The 16653-nt window shown below is 65.4% G+C and carries 16 protein-coding genes; 10 read left to right on the top strand and 6 right to left on the bottom strand.

Annotated elements, in window-relative coordinates:
* Window positions 1-3 precede the first annotated feature (3 nt).
* Window positions 4-1185, bottom strand: a complete 1182-nt coding sequence (locus F8237_RS33560) for a bifunctional 2-C-methyl-D-erythritol 4-phosphate cytidylyltransferase/2-C-methyl-D-erythritol 2,4-cyclodiphosphate synthase (protein ID WP_151650296.1) — start codon at window positions 1183-1185, stop codon at window positions 4-6.
* Between the two features lie 282 nt (window positions 1186-1467).
* Here F8237_RS33560 and dusB point away from each other — a divergent pair, with 282 nt between their 5' ends.
* Genes dusB through ntrC form a run of 3 tightly spaced genes read left to right on the top strand, consistent with a single transcriptional unit; the run spans window position 1468 to window position 5093 of the window.
* Complete coding sequence (gene dusB / locus F8237_RS33555; protein WP_201280168.1) at window positions 1468-2469, top strand: tRNA dihydrouridine synthase DusB; 1002 nt, start codon at window positions 1468-1470, stop codon at window positions 2467-2469.
* Window positions 2466-3641 carry a two-component system sensor histidine kinase NtrB gene (locus tag F8237_RS33550; RefSeq protein ID WP_151650294.1) on the top strand — a complete coding sequence of 392 codons (1176 nt, stop codon included), beginning with the start codon at window positions 2466-2468 and terminating at the stop codon, window positions 3639-3641. Before dusB ends, F8237_RS33550 begins: the two co-directional genes overlap by 4 nt.
* A gap of 9 nt (window positions 3642-3650) precedes the next feature.
* Window positions 3651-5093 carry a nitrogen regulation protein NR(I) gene (ntrC, locus tag F8237_RS33545; protein WP_151650293.1) on the top strand — a complete coding sequence of 481 codons (1443 nt, stop codon included), beginning with the start codon at window positions 3651-3653 and terminating at the stop codon, window positions 5091-5093.
* 186 nt (window positions 5094-5279) lie between these two features.
* Here the strand turns inward: ntrC and F8237_RS36545 are convergent, their stop codons facing one another.
* Window positions 5280-5564 (bottom strand): histidine kinase, encoded by a 285-nt coding sequence (locus F8237_RS36545; protein WP_151650292.1) that lies wholly within the window; start codon window positions 5562-5564, stop codon window positions 5280-5282.
* 47 nt (window positions 5565-5611) lie between these two features.
* Here F8237_RS36545 and F8237_RS33535 point away from each other — a divergent pair, with 47 nt between their 5' ends.
* The 4 genes from F8237_RS33535 (at window position 5612) to hflX (ending at window position 11291) form a co-directional block, all read left to right on the top strand.
* Complete coding sequence (locus F8237_RS33535; protein WP_151650291.1) at window positions 5612-8005, top strand: sensor histidine kinase; 2394 nt, start codon at window positions 5612-5614, stop codon at window positions 8003-8005.
* 17 nt (window positions 8006-8022) lie between these two features.
* Window positions 8023-9393 carry a nitrogen assimilation response regulator NtrX gene (ntrX, locus tag F8237_RS33530; protein WP_015686179.1) on the top strand — a complete coding sequence of 457 codons (1371 nt, stop codon included), beginning with the start codon at window positions 8023-8025 and terminating at the stop codon, window positions 9391-9393.
* 240 nt (window positions 9394-9633) lie between these two features.
* Window positions 9634-9882, top strand: coding sequence for an RNA chaperone Hfq (gene hfq / locus F8237_RS33525; RefSeq protein WP_007591126.1), 249 nt, complete (start codon window positions 9634-9636; stop codon window positions 9880-9882).
* A gap of 11 nt (window positions 9883-9893) precedes the next feature.
* On the top strand, window positions 9894-11291 hold the full coding sequence (gene hflX / locus F8237_RS33520; protein ID WP_162006322.1) for a GTPase HflX: 1398 nt from the start codon (window positions 9894-9896) through the stop codon (window positions 11289-11291).
* 187 nt (window positions 11292-11478) lie between these two features.
* Here hflX and mazG read toward each other — a convergent pair whose 3' ends face one another.
* Entirely contained in the window at window positions 11479-12333 is an 855-nt protein-coding gene (gene mazG, locus F8237_RS33515; protein ID WP_151650290.1) for a nucleoside triphosphate pyrophosphohydrolase, read from the bottom strand.
* A gap of 124 nt (window positions 12334-12457) precedes the next feature.
* On the opposite strand from mazG, the gene queC reads away from it, so the two are divergent.
* The gene (queC, locus tag F8237_RS33510; RefSeq protein ID WP_151650289.1) at window positions 12458-13171 is read left to right on the top strand and encodes a 7-cyano-7-deazaguanine synthase QueC; all 714 of its coding nucleotides are present in this window, start codon (window positions 12458-12460) and stop codon (window positions 13169-13171) included.
* Window positions 13172-13306: 135 nt separating this feature from the next.
* On the opposite strand, the gene F8237_RS33505 is transcribed toward queC, so the two are convergent.
* The 3 genes from F8237_RS33505 to nthA are packed head-to-tail and all read right to left on the bottom strand — an operon-like array spanning window position 13307 to window position 14966.
* A complete protein-coding gene (locus F8237_RS33505; RefSeq protein ID WP_151650288.1) occupies window positions 13307-13684 on the bottom strand; it encodes a nitrile hydratase accessory protein in 378 nt (125 codons plus the stop codon).
* Window positions 13681-14343 carry a nitrile hydratase subunit beta gene (nthB, locus tag F8237_RS33500; RefSeq protein ID WP_151650287.1) on the bottom strand — a complete coding sequence of 221 codons (663 nt, stop codon included), beginning with the start codon at window positions 14341-14343 and terminating at the stop codon, window positions 13681-13683. Before nthB ends, F8237_RS33505 begins: the two co-directional genes overlap by 4 nt.
* Window positions 14340-14966 carry a nitrile hydratase subunit alpha gene (gene nthA, locus F8237_RS33495; protein WP_151650286.1) on the bottom strand — a complete coding sequence of 209 codons (627 nt, stop codon included), beginning with the start codon at window positions 14964-14966 and terminating at the stop codon, window positions 14340-14342. Before nthA ends, nthB begins: the two co-directional genes overlap by 4 nt.
* Window positions 14967-15029: 63 nt before the next feature.
* On the opposite strand from nthA, the gene F8237_RS33490 reads away from it, so the two are divergent.
* Both F8237_RS33490 and F8237_RS33485 read left to right on the top strand, forming a co-directional pair.
* Complete coding sequence (locus F8237_RS33490) at window positions 15030-15788, top strand: hypothetical protein (RefSeq protein WP_151650285.1); 759 nt, start codon at window positions 15030-15032, stop codon at window positions 15786-15788.
* Window positions 15789-15819: 31 nt separating this feature from the next.
* Window positions 15820-16626: an enoyl-CoA hydratase/isomerase family protein gene (locus F8237_RS33485; RefSeq protein WP_151650284.1), complete on the top strand. Its 807-nt coding sequence runs from the start codon at window positions 15820-15822 to the stop codon at window positions 16624-16626.
* Window positions 16627-16653 lie beyond the last annotated feature (27 nt).

Genomic DNA, 16653 nt, shown 5'->3' with positions numbered 1-16653 from the left:
GGCCTAGACACTCCAGGGGAGGCGGATGGTGGCGCTCGCGGTGGCCGCGATGCCTTCCTCGCGGCCGGTGAAGCCGAGCCGCTCGCTGGTGGTCGCCTTCACCGCGACCCGGGAGATGTCGACGCCGGAGATCTCGGCGATGCGCGCGCGCATGGTGTCGCGCAAGGGGCCGATCTTCGGCCGCTCGCAGATCATCGTCACCTCGAGATTGGCGACGCGGCCGCCGTGCTGCGCGACGCGCTCGATGGCGTATTTCAGGAACTGGTCCGACGAAGCCCCCTTCCACCTGGCATCGCTCGGCGGGAAGTGCGAGCCGATGTCGCCGTCGGCCAGCGCGCCGAGGATGGCGTCGACCAGCGCATGCAGGCCGACATCGCCGTCGGAATGGGCGAGAAAGCCCCTGGTATGCGGCACGCGCACGCCGCAGATCATCAGATGGTCGCCCTCGCCGAAGGCATGCACGTCATAGCCCGTGCCGGTCCTGATGTCGCCGAGCAGGCTGGCCAGGCGCGCTTCCTCGCGCACGAAGTCTTCGGGAGTGGTGAGCTTCATGTTGGCAACATCGCCTTCAAAGGTTGCAACCGTCAATCCCGCCCATTCGGCAATCGCGGCATCGTCGGTGAAATCGCTGCGGCCGTCCTTTGCCGCGCGACGATGCGCTTCGAGAATGACATCGAAACGAAAGGATTGCGGAGTCTGTGCGATGCGCAGGCGCGCGCGATCCGGCGTGTCCTCGACATTGCCGTTCTCACCGGTGACCTTGATGGTGTCGGTGACTGCGACGGCAGGGATCGCCGCGCCGGTGCGGCTCGCCGCCTCGATCGCGCGCGAGATCAACCCTTCCGAGACGAAGGGCCGCGCTGCGTCGTGGATCAGGACGATGTCCGGCTTGTGCGGTACGAGCGCTTCGAGACCCGCGAGCACCGAGGCCTGGCGCGTCGCGCCGCCATCGGTCGGCGCCTCGTGCTTCAATCCTGCGACCGCTGCCGTGAACATGGCGCTGTCGTCAGGGTTCAGCACGGGCTGCACCGCAAACACATCGGCATGGCGGCTGAACGCTTCCATGGCGCGATAGATCACGGGCACACCGCCGATCGTCCGATATTGCTTCGGCCCGCCGGCGCCCGCGCGCAGGCCGCGTCCGGCTGCGACGAGAACGACTGCGGTGCGCTCTGATTTCGCCATAGGACTCAAATACTCAGTTGATGATGGAAAGAGTCGGGGTGTGGGTGATGACCGGCATGCCTCTAGCACGGCAGGCCCGCAAAAAAAGGGGGTTTCCCCGGATTGTGGGAAACAGCATTTTGTTGCACTGCACTTGAAAGATTTGCAGAACTGTCTAAACTGTAGGCATGACGCTTGACTGCACAAGAATTGTGCGCAAGATAGGTCATGGCAGGCGCGATGAAGCCCTGCCTAGTCAACGAGACCCCTGTGACCGGCTCGGCAATATCTGGCTCTAAGCCGTTGAAAATAGGTGATATCGACGTCGCCACCCCGGTCTTCCTGGCACCCATGTCGGGGGTGACGGACTCGCCCGTCCGCAGGCTCGCAGCCGAGCTCGGGGCTGGTCTGGTCGTCTCCGAAATGACCGCCAGCGACGAGCTCGCCAACGGCCATCGGATGTCCCGGTTGCGCTGCGAAGCGACCGGAATCGGCCCGCACGTCGTCCAGCTGGCCGGCTGCGAGACGCACTGGATGGCGGAAGGCGCCCGGATCGCCGAGGCCGAAGGCGCCGATATCATCGATATCAACATGGGCTGCCCGGCCCGGCACGTCACCGGAGGCCAGTCCGGCTCGGCCCTGATGCGAGACCTCGACCACGCCGTCAGCCTGATCGAGGCGACGATCGCGGCGGTGAAGGTGCCGGTGACGCTGAAGATGCGGCTCGGCTGGGACGATCGCAGCCGCAACGCGCCGGAACTGGCGCGCCGCGCCGAAGCCGCCGGTGTCAAGCTCGTCACCGTGCACGGCCGTACCCGCTGCCAGTTCTACAAGGGCGAGGCCGATTGGGACGCGATCCGCGCGGTGCGCGAGGCCATCTCCATTCCGCTCGTCGTCAATGGCGACATCACGTCATATGAAAAGGCGCTCGCGGCGCTCGAAGCGTCCGGCGCCGATGCCGTGATGATCGGCCGCGGCGCCAATGGCCAGCCCTGGCTGCCGGGCCAGATCGGCCGCCGGCTGAAGGGCGGGGCGGCGGAAGCGACGCCTTCGCTGCAAACACAGCTGCATTATGTGCGGACGCTCTACGAGGGTGTCTGCGCGCTCTACGGCCTGCGCGTCGGGCTGCGGCACGCACGCAAGCATCTCGGCTGGGCGCTCGACGTCGCCGCCGATGCGAGCGGTGCGCCGGTCGAGAAGCTGAAGGGATGGCGCCAGGCAATCCTCACGTCGGAGGATCCGCGCCGCGTCCACCAGTCACTGCAAGATGCCTTCGACGACTTCGCATGGAGCGCTGCTGCATGAGCTCAGCTGCTGAACATCGTCGGCCGCCACCGTCCGACAGCGACGCGATCCTGGATGCCTTGCCCAATCCGGTCCTGCTGATCGGGCCGGACGGCAAGATCGTCGGCGCCAACATCGCCACCGAAGCCTTCTTCGACATCTCGACGCAGTTCCTGAAGCGGCAGTCGCTCCAAGAGCTGGTGCCGTTCGGCAGCCCCTTGCTGGCGCTGATCGACCAGGTGCGCTCGTCGAATTCGCCGGTCAACGAGTACAAGGTCGATCTCGGCACCCCGCGCATGGGCGGCGACCGGCAGGTCGATCTGCATGTCGCCCCGCTCACCGAGCGGCCCGGCCATATCGTGGTGATGCTGCAGGAGCGCTCCATCGCCGACAAGATGGATCGCCAGCTCACCCATCGCAGCGCCGCCCGCTCGGTGATCGCGCTGGCGGCGATGCTGGCGCACGAGATCAAGAACCCGCTCTCGGGCATCCGCGGCGCGGCGCAACTGCTGGAGCAGCAGGCCTCGTCCGAGGACCGCATGCTGACGCGGCTGATCTGCGACGAAGCCGACCGCATCGTGACGCTGGTCGACCGCATGGAGGTGTTCGGCGACGAGCGCCCCGTGGTGCGCGGCCCCGTCAACATCCATTCCGTGCTCGATCACGTGAAGCGGCTGGCGCAGTCGGGCTTTGCCCGCAACATCCGCTTCGTCGAGGATTACGATCCCTCGCTGCCGCCGGTGCTGGCGAACCAGGACCAGCTCATCCAGGTGTTCCTCAATCTGGTGAAGAACGCCGCCGAGGCGCTGATCGACGTTCCCGACGGCGAGATCCAGCTCACCACCGCATTCCGTCCCGGCGTGCGCCTGTCAGTCCCCGGTCAAAAATCCCGTGTATCCCTGCCGCTCGAATTCTGCGTGAGGGACAATGGACCAGGCGTGCCGGACGATCTTCTGCCCAACCTGTTCGATCCCTTCGTGACCACCAAGCAGACCGGCTCAGGCCTGGGTCTTGCATTGGTCGCCAAGATCGTCGGCGATCACGGGGGCATCATCGAATGCGAATCTCAGCCGCGCAAAACCACCTTCCGCGTGCTGATGCCGATGTATTCCACATCGGTGAAACATGCCGATCACAGCAGTCGCGACGGCTCTGCCGGGAAGTCGTCGTCTGCATCTCAGGGGGCAAAATGAGGATTAACAATGCCCGCAGGTAGCATTCTCGTAGCTGATGACGATACCGCCATCCGCACGGTTCTCAACCAGGCTCTGTCCCGCGCCGGCTATGAAGTACGGCTCACCGGCAATGCCGCAACGCTGTGGCGCTGGGTCAGCCAGGGGGAGGGCGATCTGGTCATCACCGACGTGGTGATGCCGGATGAAAACGCCTTCGACCTGCTGCCGCGGATCAAGAAGATGCGGCCGAATCTGCCGGTCATCGTCATGAGCGCGCAAAACACCTTCATGACGGCGATCCGCGCCTCCGAACGCGGGGCTTACGAATATCTGCCGAAGCCCTTCGACCTGAAGGAGCTGATCGCCATCGTCGGCCGCGCGCTCGCCGAGCCGAAGGAGCGGACCACGACGCCGGACGAAGACGCCGAGATGGAGGCGATCCCGCTGGTCGGCCGTTCGCCGGCGATGCAGGAAATCTACCGCGTGCTCGCGCGGCTGATGCAGACCGACCTCACCGTGATGATCACGGGCGAGTCCGGCACCGGCAAGGAACTGGTGGCGCGCGCGCTGCACGATTACGGCAAGCGCCGCAACGGCCCGTTCGTCGCCGTCAACATGGCGGCGATCCCGCGCGATCTCATCGAGTCCGAACTGTTCGGCCATGAGCGCGGCGCCTTCACCGGTGCCAACACCCGCGCTTCCGGCCGGTTCGAGCAGGCCGAGGGCGGCACGCTGTTCCTCGACGAGATCGGCGACATGCCGATGGAGGCGCAGACCCGCCTGCTGCGCGTGCTGCAGCAGGGCGAATACACCACCGTCGGCGGTCGCACCCCGATCAAGACCGATGTGCGGATCGTCGCGGCCTCCAACAAGGATCTGCGCGTGCTGATCCAGCAGGGCCTGTTCCGCGAAGATCTGTTCTTCCGCCTCAACGTCGTGCCGCTGCGGTTGCCGCCGCTGCGTGAGCGCATCGAGGACCTGCCCGATCTCATCCGACACTTCTTCACGCTGGCCGAGAAGGACGGCCTGCCGCCGAAGAAGCTCGACGCGCTGGCGTTGGAGCGAATGAAGCAGCATCGCTGGCCCGGCAACGTGCGCGAGCTCGAAAACCTCGCGCGACGCCTCGCCGCGCTCTATCCGCAGGACGTGATCACGGCCTCCGTCATCGACGGCGAGCTCGCGCCGCCCTCGGTCAGCTCCGGCGCCGCGGTCCAGCAGGGCGTCGACAATCTCGGCGGCGCGGTGGAGGCCTATCTGTCCTCGCACTTCCAGGGCTTTCCGAACGGCGTGCCGCCGCCGGGCCTCTATCACCGCATCCTCAAGGAGATCGAGGTGCCGCTGCTCACGGCCGCGCTCGCGGCCACCCGCGGCAACCAGATCCGCGCAGCCGATCTGCTCGGCCTCAACCGCAACACGCTGCGGAAGAAGATCCGGGATCTCGATATCCAGGTCTATCGGAGCGGGGGCTAGTCTCGCGACAAACGCTGAATGCATTAGCGCGACGGTGGCTCAGCTCCCCCTACCAAAGGTGAGCTGAGCCTGTCCGGATCGCGCTGGCCAGTGTGGCTGACGCGGTGAGCAGAAGTCCGAATCGGGCCGATATGTTCCGCAGGGACGCAGGTTTTGGTCGTTGGGCCGCAGGGCGCGACGTCTCGCTCATCTGACAAGGCGGCTTGATGCTGGCTGCGCGGCGACGATGTTTGCCGTCGGCTCGTGCAGGCCGGGCCCGTTAACAAGCAGGCCCGCCGCCGCGATCAGCAGCAAAACCGCGGATACCATCATTGCAAGGAAGAACCTGTCCATGCGGGTCAAGCCGCAGGGGCGGAAAACCGTTCCCGCTGGTGAGGCCTGCCGGGCGACCGGCCTGTGGATGCGCGGGTCCATCGCGGCGGGGGCGCCGCGGAATTGTCGCAATTCGGCAACAATGTGGTACGAATACATCAGTATCCGCCCGCGGCGGACCCAGTTTTTCAGCACCCATTGCCGGAATGACCAGCGCAGACACCTCGGCCGCATCCTTTGACACGGCCCCAGCGGAAGAGCCCCGGCGCTGGTCGGTGCGACGCTGGCTGGCGCCGTTTGCCGTGGCGCTGGCGATGCTGTCGGCGCTGCTGACCTTCGTGGTCCTGACCGGCCTGACGCGGATCGATCCGACGCCCGAGGTGGTCCGCTCGTTCTACCTGCTCAATGCGGGCTCGATCCTCCTGCTGGTCGGGATCATCGTCCGCGAGCTCTGGCAGCTGATTCTGGCACGGCGGCGGGGCCGGGCCGCAGCCCGCCTCCACGTCCAGATCGTCAGCCTGTTCTCGATCGTGGCGGTGCTGCCGGCGGTGCTCGTTGCCGTCGTCGCCAACGTCACGCTCGAGCGCGGCCTCGACCGGTTGTTTTCGGGGCCGACCAAGGAGGTGATCCAGAATTCGCTGACGATCGCACGGGCCTACATGCAGGACCATGCGCAGCTGATCCGCGGCGACATTCTCGGCATGGCCAACGACATCGCGCACGCCCGGCCGCTCTATGATCAGGATCGCCGCTCGTTTCGCGAATTGCTGGCGGCGAGCGCCAGCTCCCGCAATTTGCCGGGCGCGATGATCATCGACAAGGACACCAATATCCTGGAATCCGCCGACACCGGCATGCGGCTGGCCTATTCGCCGCCGGCGCCGGACTTCCTCAGCAACGTCAACGAATCCGAGCCCGAGATCGCGGTGCTGCCGGACGCGAGCTTCGTTGCCGCGGTGATCCGCCTGCGCGCCTTCAGCGACACCTTCCTCTATGTCGCCCGTCCGCTCGACCCGAACGTCGTCAACCAGCTCAAGCAGACCGAGGTGAGCGTCGCCGAATACGCCCAGATCGAGTCGCGGCGGCTCGGCATCCAGGTCGCGTTTGCGCTGATGTTCGCGGTGATCGCGCTGACCATTCTGATGGCCTCGGTGCTGATCGGGCTGAACTTCGCCAACTCGCTGGTGGCACCGATCCGGCGGCTGATGAACGCGGCCCACACCGTCTCGACCGGCGACCTCAATGTGAAGGTGCCGGTGCACCAGTCGGAGGGCGATCTCGCCCAGCTCGGCGAGACCTTCAACAAGATGACGCAGGAATTGCGCAGCCAGCGCGACGAACTCGTCAATGCCAGCGACCTCATCGACAGCCGCCGCCGCTTCATCGAAGCGGTGCTGTCGTCCGCGAGCGCCGGCATCATCGGCGTCGACAATTCAGGCAGCGTCGGCATCCTCAATCGCTCCGCCGAGAAGCTGATCGGGCACTCCGAAGCGGAGACGCTCGGCCATCCGTTGTCAGACGTGCTGCCCGAACTCGACGAGATGATGAAGACCGCGCGGGAGGGGACCCAGCGCCTGGTACAGGGCCAGATCACGATCACGCGCGACGGGCAGGAGCGCAACCTCTCGGTCCGTGTCAGCGCCGAGAAGACCAGCCAGCCGCACGACAGCTACATCATCACCCTCGACGACATCACCGAGCTCGTGTCGGCGCAGCGTACCTCGGCCTGGGGCGACGTGGCGCGCCGCATCGCCCACGAGATCAAGAATCCGCTGACGCCGATCCAGCTCTCGGCCGAGCGCATCCGCCGCAAATTCGGCAAGGACATCACCGAGGGCAAGGACAAGCAGATCTTCGAGCAGTGCACCGACACCATCGTGCGCCAGGTCGACGATATCCGCCGCATGGTCGACGAGTTCTCGCGCTTCGCGCGGATGCCGAAGCCGGTGATGGAGGGCGAGGACGTCGCTGACACCGTGCGGCAAGCGGTGTTCCTGATGAAGGTCGCCCATCCCGAGATCGATATCGAGGTCGAGTTCAGGGACGATCCGCTCCGCGCCCAGTTCGACCGGCGGCTGATCTCGCAGGCGGTCACCAACATCGTCAAGAACGCCACCGAGGCGATCGAGCAGGTTCCGCCGGAAGAACTCGGAAAAGGCCGCATTGACGTCGTGGTCTCCCGCGAGGGCGAGGACGTGCTGATCGACGTCGTCGACAACGGCATCGGCCTGCCCAAGGTCGCGCGCTCGCGGCTGCTCGAGCCCTATGTGACGACGCGAGCCAAGGGCACCGGCCTTGGGCTTGCGATCGTCGGCCGCGTGCTGGAAGACCATGGCGGCCGCATCGAACTGAAGGATGCCTCCGACTTCCGGGATGGCCAGCGCGGCGCCTGGATGCGGATGCGCTTTGCGATCTCCGGCGCTCCCGCCAAGAGCGAGGGGACCGAGACGGCACCGGCTGCCCGTGAGCAGGCCAAGGATACGCCGAAGCAAGCGGAATCCACCCAGGATTCGGAAACAAAAGCGCCGGCTGCCGAAACCAAGGTGCCGGCTGAAAAGACCAATGATTCAACGAAGATCGAAGCCTCAACAGGCATCTGACCAGACAGGCGCGACCCATGGCTAGTGAAATTCTGATTGTCGATGACGAGGCCGATATTCGGGATCTCGTCGCGGGCATTCTCGAAGACGAGGGGTTCGTGACCCGGACCGCGCGCGACAGCGATACGGCGCTCGCCGAGATCGCCAATCGCAGGCCGCATCTGGTGTTCCTCGACATCTGGCTGCAGGGCTCCAAGCTCGACGGCTTGCAGCTGCTCGAGCAGGTCAAGAAGGACAACGCCGATCTGCCGGTCGTGATGATCTCCGGTCACGGCAACATCGAAACCGCTGTCGCCGCGATCAAGCGCGGCGCCTATGACTTCATCGAGAAGCCATTCAAGGCCGACCGGCTGATCCTGGTCGCCAACCGCGCGCTGGAGAACTCGCGGCTCAAGCGCGAGGTCAAGGAGCTGAAGCAGCTCGCGCCGAGCGCAAGCTCATTGGTCGGCCGTTCACCGAGCATGAACCAGCTGCGCCAGACCATCGACCGCGCCGCCAAGGCCAACAGCCGCATCCTGATCGTCGGTCCGGCCGGCGCCGGCAAGGAGCTCACTGCACGCACGCTGCATATGGCCTCGGGCCGCGCAGACGGTCCATTCGTCGTGATCAATGCGGCAGCGATCACGCCGGAGCGGATGGAGCACGAGATGTTCGGCGTCGAGCAATCCAACGGCGAGCAGGCGCGCAAGCCCGGCGCGCTCGAGGAGGCCCATGGCGGCACGCTGTTCATCGACGAGATCGCGGACATGCCACGCGAGACTCAGAACAAGATTTTGCGCGTGCTGGTCGAGCAGTCGTTCCAGCGCGTCGGCGGCACCGGCAAGGTGCAGGTCGACGTCCGCATCATCTCCTCCACCGCGCGCAATCTCGAGGAGGAGATCGCGGCCGGCCATTTCCGCGAGGATCTCTATCATCGCCTCTCGGTGGTGCCGATCCGCGTGCCTGCGCTCTCCGAGCGGCGCGAAGACATTCCCGAATTGATCGACTACTTCATGGAGCAGATCTCGGCCGGCAGCGGCTTGCCCAAGCGGCAGATCGGGCAGGACGCGATGGCGGTGCTGCAATCGCATGTCTGGCCCGGCAATGTGCGCCAGCTCCGCAACAACGTTGAGAGAGTCATGATTCTGGCCGCGGGCGGACCGGAGGTGATCATCACCGCCGACATGTTGCCGCAGGACGTCGGCTCCATGGTGCCGGCGATGCCGACCAGCAACAATGGCGAGCACATCATGGGACTGCCATTGCGCGAGGCGCGGGAAGTGTTCGAGCGCGACTATCTGATCGCGCAGATCAGCCGCTTTTCGGGGAATATTTCACGCACCGCCGAGTTCGTCGGCATGGAGCGCTCGGCGCTGCACCGGAAACTGAAGGCGCTCGGCGTCGGCTGACGCCGTCCGCACCTTCACATTGGGCGAGGTAAATCATCGATTTCCGTAGTTTTTCGGGGCAATAGGGCCCGGCCTGCCGCGTGAAGCGGCTTGCCTAATAACCCGACCTGTCCTCTAATCGTGCCGCTGTTCCTTCCGAGGGGGATCTCATGAGGAGCGGTAACCGGAAGAGACTCCAGAATTCTCAAAAGAGGGTCGCAACCGGCGCAATAAAAAGAAACTCAAAGCGAGAAAAAAACAATGGCGGCAGACCGCGCACAAAACCTACAGGACACCTTCCTTAATCACGTTCGCAAAACCAAGACGCCACTGACGATCTTTCTGGTCAACGGAGTGAAGCTCCAGGGCATCGTGACCTGGTTCGACAATTTCTGTTTGCTGCTTCGGCGCGACGGTCACTCGCAGCTCGTCTACAAGCATGCGATCTCGACCATCATGCCGGGCGCTCCGATCCAGCTGTTCGAAGGCGGCGAGGATCAGCCGGCTTGAGAGTGACCTGATTGGAACCCCGGAATTTCGACGGGGATGCCGACCGTCCGCGGCCGGCAGGGGAAAAGCAGACGGGGCGGGTGCTTGTCATCGGCCCCTACTTGCGGCTGCGTTCGGGAAGTGCCGACGCGCAATCGGAGAGTCACGCCTCGTCTAGCCAGATAGTGCGAAACGCGGAGGCCCGGCTCGACGAGGCCGCGGGCCTCGCGCGTGCGATCGATCTCGTCGTTGCCGACGCCATCATCGCACCGGTCAACCAGATCCGGCCCGCGACCTACATCGGCAAGGGCAAGGTCGAGGAGATCGCCGCACTGGCCAAGAGTCTCGACGTCGAACTCGTGGTGATGGATTGCGCGCTGGCGCCGATCCAGCAGCGCAATCTCGAAAAGGAGCTGCAGGCCAAGGTGCTCGACCGCACCGGCCTCATCCTCGAAATCTTCGGCCGCCGCGCCAAGACCAAGGAAGGCTCGCTCCAGGTCGAGCTCGCGCATCTCAACTATCAGCGCTCGCGCCTGGTGCGCTCGTGGACCCATCTCGAACGCCAGCGCGGCGGTTTCGGATTCATGGGCGGTCCCGGCGAGACGCAGATCGAAGCGGACCGCCGTCTGATTCAGGAGCGCATCTCCAAGCTCGAGAGCGAGCTGAAGAAGGTGCAGGCGACGCGGCGGCTGCATCGCGCCGGCCGCCAGCGCGTGCCGTATCGCGTGGTGGCGCTGGTCGGCTACACCAATGCCGGCAAGTCGACGCTGTTCAACCGGCTGACGCGCGCCGATGTGCAGGCCGCCGACATGCTGTTCGCCACGCTCGATCCCACCCTGCGCGCGCTCAGCCTGCCGCATGGCGGCAAGGCGATGCTGTCCGACACCGTCGGTTTCATCTCCAACCTGCCGACGCAGCTCGTCGCCGCCTTCCGCGCCACGCTGGAGGAAGTGCTGGAGGCCGACGTCATCCTGCATGTTCGCGACATCTCGCACGAGGACGCCGAGGCGCAGCAGAGCGACGTCGACGCGGTACTGCGCCAGCTCGGCATCAACCCCGATGACAGCGGCCGTATCATTGAGGTCTGGAACAAGATCGACCGCTACGACACCGAACAGCGTGAAGAGCTCTTGAACATCGCCGCGCGCAGGCCGGAGGATCATCCGGCGATGCTAGTCTCGGCCGTGTCAGGCGAGGGCGTCGATGCACTGCTAGCCGCGATCGAGGAGCGCCTGGCGGCCAAGCGTACCACGCTCGATCTCTCCATCGATGCCGCCGACGGTGCCGGCATCTCCTGGCTGCATCGTAATGCCGAGGTGCTGGCCAAGGAACTGCACGACGGCCGCTTCGACATGACCGTGCGGGTGGACGAGACCAAGCGGGATATCGTGGTGAACCGGTTCGACGCGGTGCCGCGTCTGTCGGCGTAGACGGTGACGTCCAGGCGAGTTGGCTGAACCGACTGCAGCCTCAAGCAACACTGTCGTCCCGGACAAGCGCAGCGGAGATCCGGGATCCATAACCACAGGACGTGATTTGGTGCGTGGTATCAGCCGCGTCGTACTACAGAGAAATCACGCGGTATGGGTCCCCGCCTTCTCGGGGACGACGACCGAGTTAGCGGCGAGCTTCCTTGTGTTCCTCTGACGCAGGCTTCTCCTCGCCCTTCGCCGCATTCCAGAGCGCGTCCATCTCCGCCAGCGATGCCTGCTCCAGCGTTCGCCCCTGGGCTTCCAGTGCCCGTTCGATGAACGCAAACCGCCGCTCAAACTTCGCGTTGGTCGCGCGGAGTGCGGCTTCCGGGTCGGCGTCGACATGGCGGGCGAGGTTGACGAGGGCGAACATCAGGTCGCCGGTTTCTTCCGCGATCTCCTGCTTGTCATTGCGATCGAGGGCGGCTTCGATCTCGTCAGTCTCCTCGCGGATCTTTTGCAGAACCGCACGCGGATCGTTCCAGTCGAAGCCGACGGTGGAGGCCTTGCGCTGCAGCTCCATGGCGCGCGTCAGCGCTGGCTGGCCGGCCTTGATACCTGACAGCAGCGATTTGTGCGCGGGCGCTTCCTCCGGCGGCCGGCGTGCGGCGCGCTCGGCTTTCTCCTCGGCCTTGATGCGGTCCCAGACTTCCTTGACGTGGGAGGAGGCGAGGTTGCCCTCCTTGTCGGCAAAGACATGGGGATGGCGCCGGATCATTTTTCGCGTGATGGCCTCGACGACGTCACCGAACGCAAAGGCGTTCTGCTCGGACGCCATCTGGGCGTGGAACACCACCTGCAGCAGGAGGTCACCAAGCTCCTCCCTGAGATCGTCGAGATCGCCGCGGTCGATGGCGTCCACCACCTCATAGGCTTCCTCGATCGTGTACGGCGCGATCGTCGCAAAATCCTGTTCGAGGTCCCAGGGGCAGCCGGTCACCGGCGTGCGCAGCGCCGCCATGATCTCGATCAGGCGGGAAATGTCGCGGGAAGGGGTCATTGCGGGCAGTCTCCTGAGCCCGAACCTTATGCCAAAAGCGGGCCGCCGTTCCCAGCGCGAGTGCGCGGAACGGGCTGATTTCCACCGATTGGCTGAGACGTTCCACAGTGCTAAAGCGCGGGGCATGAGCGACGCATTTTCATCACAAACCGCACTGGTGCTGTTTTCGGGCGGCCAGGATTCGACGACCTGCCTCGCTTGGGCGCTCAGCCGTTTCGCGCGCGTCGAGACGCTGGGCTTCGACTACGGGCAGCGCCACGCCGTCGAGCTTGACTGCCGCGAGCGGTTGTTCGACGGCATCAAGGGCCTGCGCGCGGATTGGGCGGCAAGGCTCGGCGAGAGCCACACGCTGGCGATCCCGACGCTGGCGGCGGTGTCCGAGACGGCCCTGACGCGCGATGTCGCGATCGCGATGGGCGCTGACGGCCTGCCCAACACCTTCGTGCCGGGCCGCAATCTGGTGTTCCTGACCTTCGCCGCGGCGCTGGCCTACCGGCGCGGCATCACCCACATCGTCGGCGGCATGTGCGAGACTGATTATTCCGGCTATCCCGATTGCCGCAATGACACCATCCAGGCCATGCAGACCGCGCTGTCGCTCGGCATGGCCCGCAAATTCGAGCTGCATACGCCGCTGATGTGGATCGACAAGGCCGCGACCTGGCAACTCGCGCACGACCTCGGCGGCGATGGGCTGGTCGACCTCATTCGCGAGCAGTCCCACACCTGCTATCTCGGCGAACGCGGCGCGCAGCACGATTGGGGCTACGGCTGCGGCGCGTGCCCGGCTTGCAGCCTACGGGCGAAAGGGTGGCGGGAGTATGCGGCGGGGCGCTGACGCCACGTATTCGCTGTCATCACCCGCGAAAGCGGGTGATCCAGTATTCCAGAGACTGACGTGGGATGCGGAGAAGCCGCGGCGTACTGGAATCCCCGCTTTCGCGGGGAATGACTGCGTCATGTCTGGCGCGAGCTACCCGAAATCCTCTTCCCGCAGCTCGATCGGCTTGCCGTGCGGCGTGCGATCCGCCGCGTGGTCCCAGGCGTCACGATAACGGTGCAGCGTGTCCATCGAGGCGACGCCCTTGCGCGCGACCAGTCCTTCCAGCGTGGCGAGCCAGTGCAGGTAGTAGGTCTCGCCGGTGTCAGGATCGCCGGCGGCCTGCGCGCGCTTGATCTCGTCGGCGAGCGCCGCGGCCCATTCGGGCCAGGTGAACACGCCGCGATCGTGCAGGCTCAACGCCATGGCGAAGGCATGTGCCTCCCAGGGCGCACGGAACACCGGGCCGTCGTCGTCGCGCGGGATGCTCGGGATGGCCGCCGTGGCGGCGGCCGCAAGCGTGCTGCTCATGACGCCGGGTCCAGATAGGGCTCGAACGCGTCGATCGAGACCTTGAGGGTCGGATCGCCGTCCTCACCCCAGAGATCGCGGCCTTCGAACACGACCGTGTAGAGCCATTGCGGATTTTCGCCGAGCTCCATCGCCGCCGAATCCGGAAATACGTGGCAGCCGTGGTTCAACTCGACGACACCGACATGGCCGCGCACATAGCGCGGCAGCCGTGTATGGGTGGCCGGGTGGATGTTCTTGGCGCGCACGCGGTCGCCGATGTTGAATTTGGCGGGTGCGGGCGCCGTGCGGCCGAACTTGCCGCGGACCATGATGCGCTCGACCTGGCTGAGATCGAACTTGCCGTGCTTGAGCGCCTTTCCGGGCTGCATGGCGTGGCCGGCGGCGACTTCCTCACGGGTGAGGTAGCCCTTTTCGATCAACATCTCTTCGAGGCCGAGAAACCACTTCTTGTAGTAGGAGCTCGACAGATAGACGTCCGGTGGCAGCGTCTCGCGATAGAAGCGCGAGGTGTCGATGTTGAAGGCGCCGGCCGCGCCCATCGCGCGCACCATGGCGAGGACACGCGATTCCCAATCGGCGTGAAACACCGGCTCGTTCGGCTCGGGCTCGACCTTGCCGAACCCGTCCATGCCGCCCATGTCGTGCACGCCGTTCATGAGGGCGCTCCGGGCGTTTTGGGGAAGCCGGTGCCGATCATGGAATCGCGCGTGACGAGCTCTGCGAGCTGCTCCTCGCTCCAGCCTTCGGTGCCCTCGGGCCGCATCGGCAGCACCAGGAAGCGCGTCTCGGCGGTCGAGTCCCAGACCCGGATTTCCATGTCCTTCGGTAAGCTGACGTCGAAATCGGCGAGCACGCCGCGCGGGTCCTTGACCGCGCGCGAGCGGTAGGGCGAGGCCTTGTACCAGACCGGCGGCAGTCCCAGCATTTCCCAAGGGTAGCAGGAGCACAGCGTGCACACGACCATGTTGTGGCGCTCAGGGGTGTTCGCGACCACGACGAGATGGTCGCCGACGCGGCTGACATGGCCGAGCGTGCCGATGGCCTTGCTGCCGTCCTCCAGCAGCGCGGCTCTGAAGGCCGGATCGGTCCAGGCCTTGGCGACGACGCGCGCGCCGTTATGCGGGCCGATCTTGGTCTCGTAGGCCTGGATGATGGCGTCGAGCGCAGCCGGCTCGACATAGCCTTTTTCGGTCAGAATCGTCTCGAGCGCGCGCACGCGCAGCTCGGTCTCCGACAGTTCGGAATGGTCGTGATCGTGGTGATGATGATGCTCGCTCATGGGTATGAAGATAGTCCCAGAATCCGGGCGTTGTCGAGGCGAAGACTCTGCTAACATCACGCCATGGGATGGGCTGCAGACACCGGAGTGACCGCCGCAATCGCGACACTCCTCGCGTTCGCGGCGCAGGATGCGCGCGCCGCGAATGGGGCCTATGCGGTGGATGCCGCCGATATCTCCGAGGTCGGCTCCTGCAAGGTCGAGAGCTGGATGTCGGCTGCGTCCAACACGGATGTCTCCGCAGTCGCCAATCCCTCCTGCGTCGTCGACCCCTTCAGGCCGATCGAACTGAGCCTGCAGACCATCCGGGCCCGCAGCGATGGCGACTGGAGCACGACATTGGCTCCGAAAGCCAAGACCAATTTCATCCCGACCGGGATCGGCCGGTGGGGATTGTCGGCCTATGGCGGTGGATCGTTCGACGCGGCGACCGGCGAGGCGCTGAACGCCTTTGCCGTCATCCCCGCAACCTTCCGCCTGTCCGAGACGATGCGCATCAACGTCAACGGGGGATGGCTCTGGGATCGCACCGTCGACCGGCACTATTTGACCTATGGGGTCGGCTTCGACTGGAAGTTCACCGACACGTTGCAATGGACCATCGAGGCGTACGGGCAGGCCGGCGCCTCCGAGATCGCGAGCGTCGTGCAGCCGCGCTTTCAGACCGGCGTGCGCTACCGCCCGAACGAGATATTCTCCGTCGACGTGATCCACGGCCGCAACATCACCGGCGAGAACGCCAACTGGATCACGCTCGGCACCACGATCCGGTTTCCGGTCCCCGGGGCGAAGCCCGAACACCACCGCACCGGTCATCTCTAGCAGCAAGAACAACTGGACCAGGGAGTATACGTTGACGGACTATGTCAAGATCGAGAAGGGCCATGGGCCGGACGGGCGGATCGCGATCGTGCGGTTCGACCGCGGCGACGGCATCAACGCGCTGTCACCGGAAGCACTGCGCCAGCTCACCTCGGCCGCGCGCAGCTTCGAAGACGATTCCGCGACCTCCGTCGTGGTGTTGACGGGCAGCGCCAGCGTGTTCAGTGCCGGCTTCGATCTCAAGGACGCCGAAGGCCGCGCGCGCAAGGACATGGACCTCGGCACGCTCAGGCGGCACCTCAAGCTCGGGCCGCGCCTGACTCACGCCTGGCAGGAGATGGAGCAGATCACGATCGCGGCGATCGAAGGCTTCTGCGTCGGTGGCGGCGTGGCTCTGGCCGTGGCGCTCGACTTCCGCGTCATGGGCCGCGACGCGCATTTGCGCGTGCCCGAGGTCGGGCTCGGCATGAACATGAGCTGGCAGAGCATCCCGCGCATGCTGCATTTGATTGGTCCAGCCCGCACCAAACAGGCGGTGATCCTGGCCGATCAGCGCATCTCGGCGGACGAGGCCTACGAATGGGGCCTGGTCGAGCAGGTGGTCGACCCTGGCCATGCGTTCGACGCCGCGATGGAGCTTGCGCGCAAGGTCGCCGCGCAGCCGCCGCTCTCGGTCGCCATGACGAAGCTCACCGTCAACCGGCTCGCGCATGCGCTGGACGATCTCACCAGCCACATGGATGTCGACCAGTTTGCCCTCGCAAGCCTCAGCGAGGACCACAAAGAAGGCGTCGATGCATTCCTGACGCGGCGCAAGCCGAAGTTCAGGGGGCGATAGACACGCCTGGTAGATGCAAGGGACTTG

It is taken from the genome of Bradyrhizobium betae (assembly GCF_008932115.1).
In the GTDB taxonomy this organism is placed as follows: domain Bacteria; phylum Pseudomonadota; class Alphaproteobacteria; order Rhizobiales; family Xanthobacteraceae; genus Bradyrhizobium; species Bradyrhizobium betae.
Note: the sequence above shows the minus strand (reverse complement) of the source record. Positions and strands in the feature narration are given on the sequence as shown.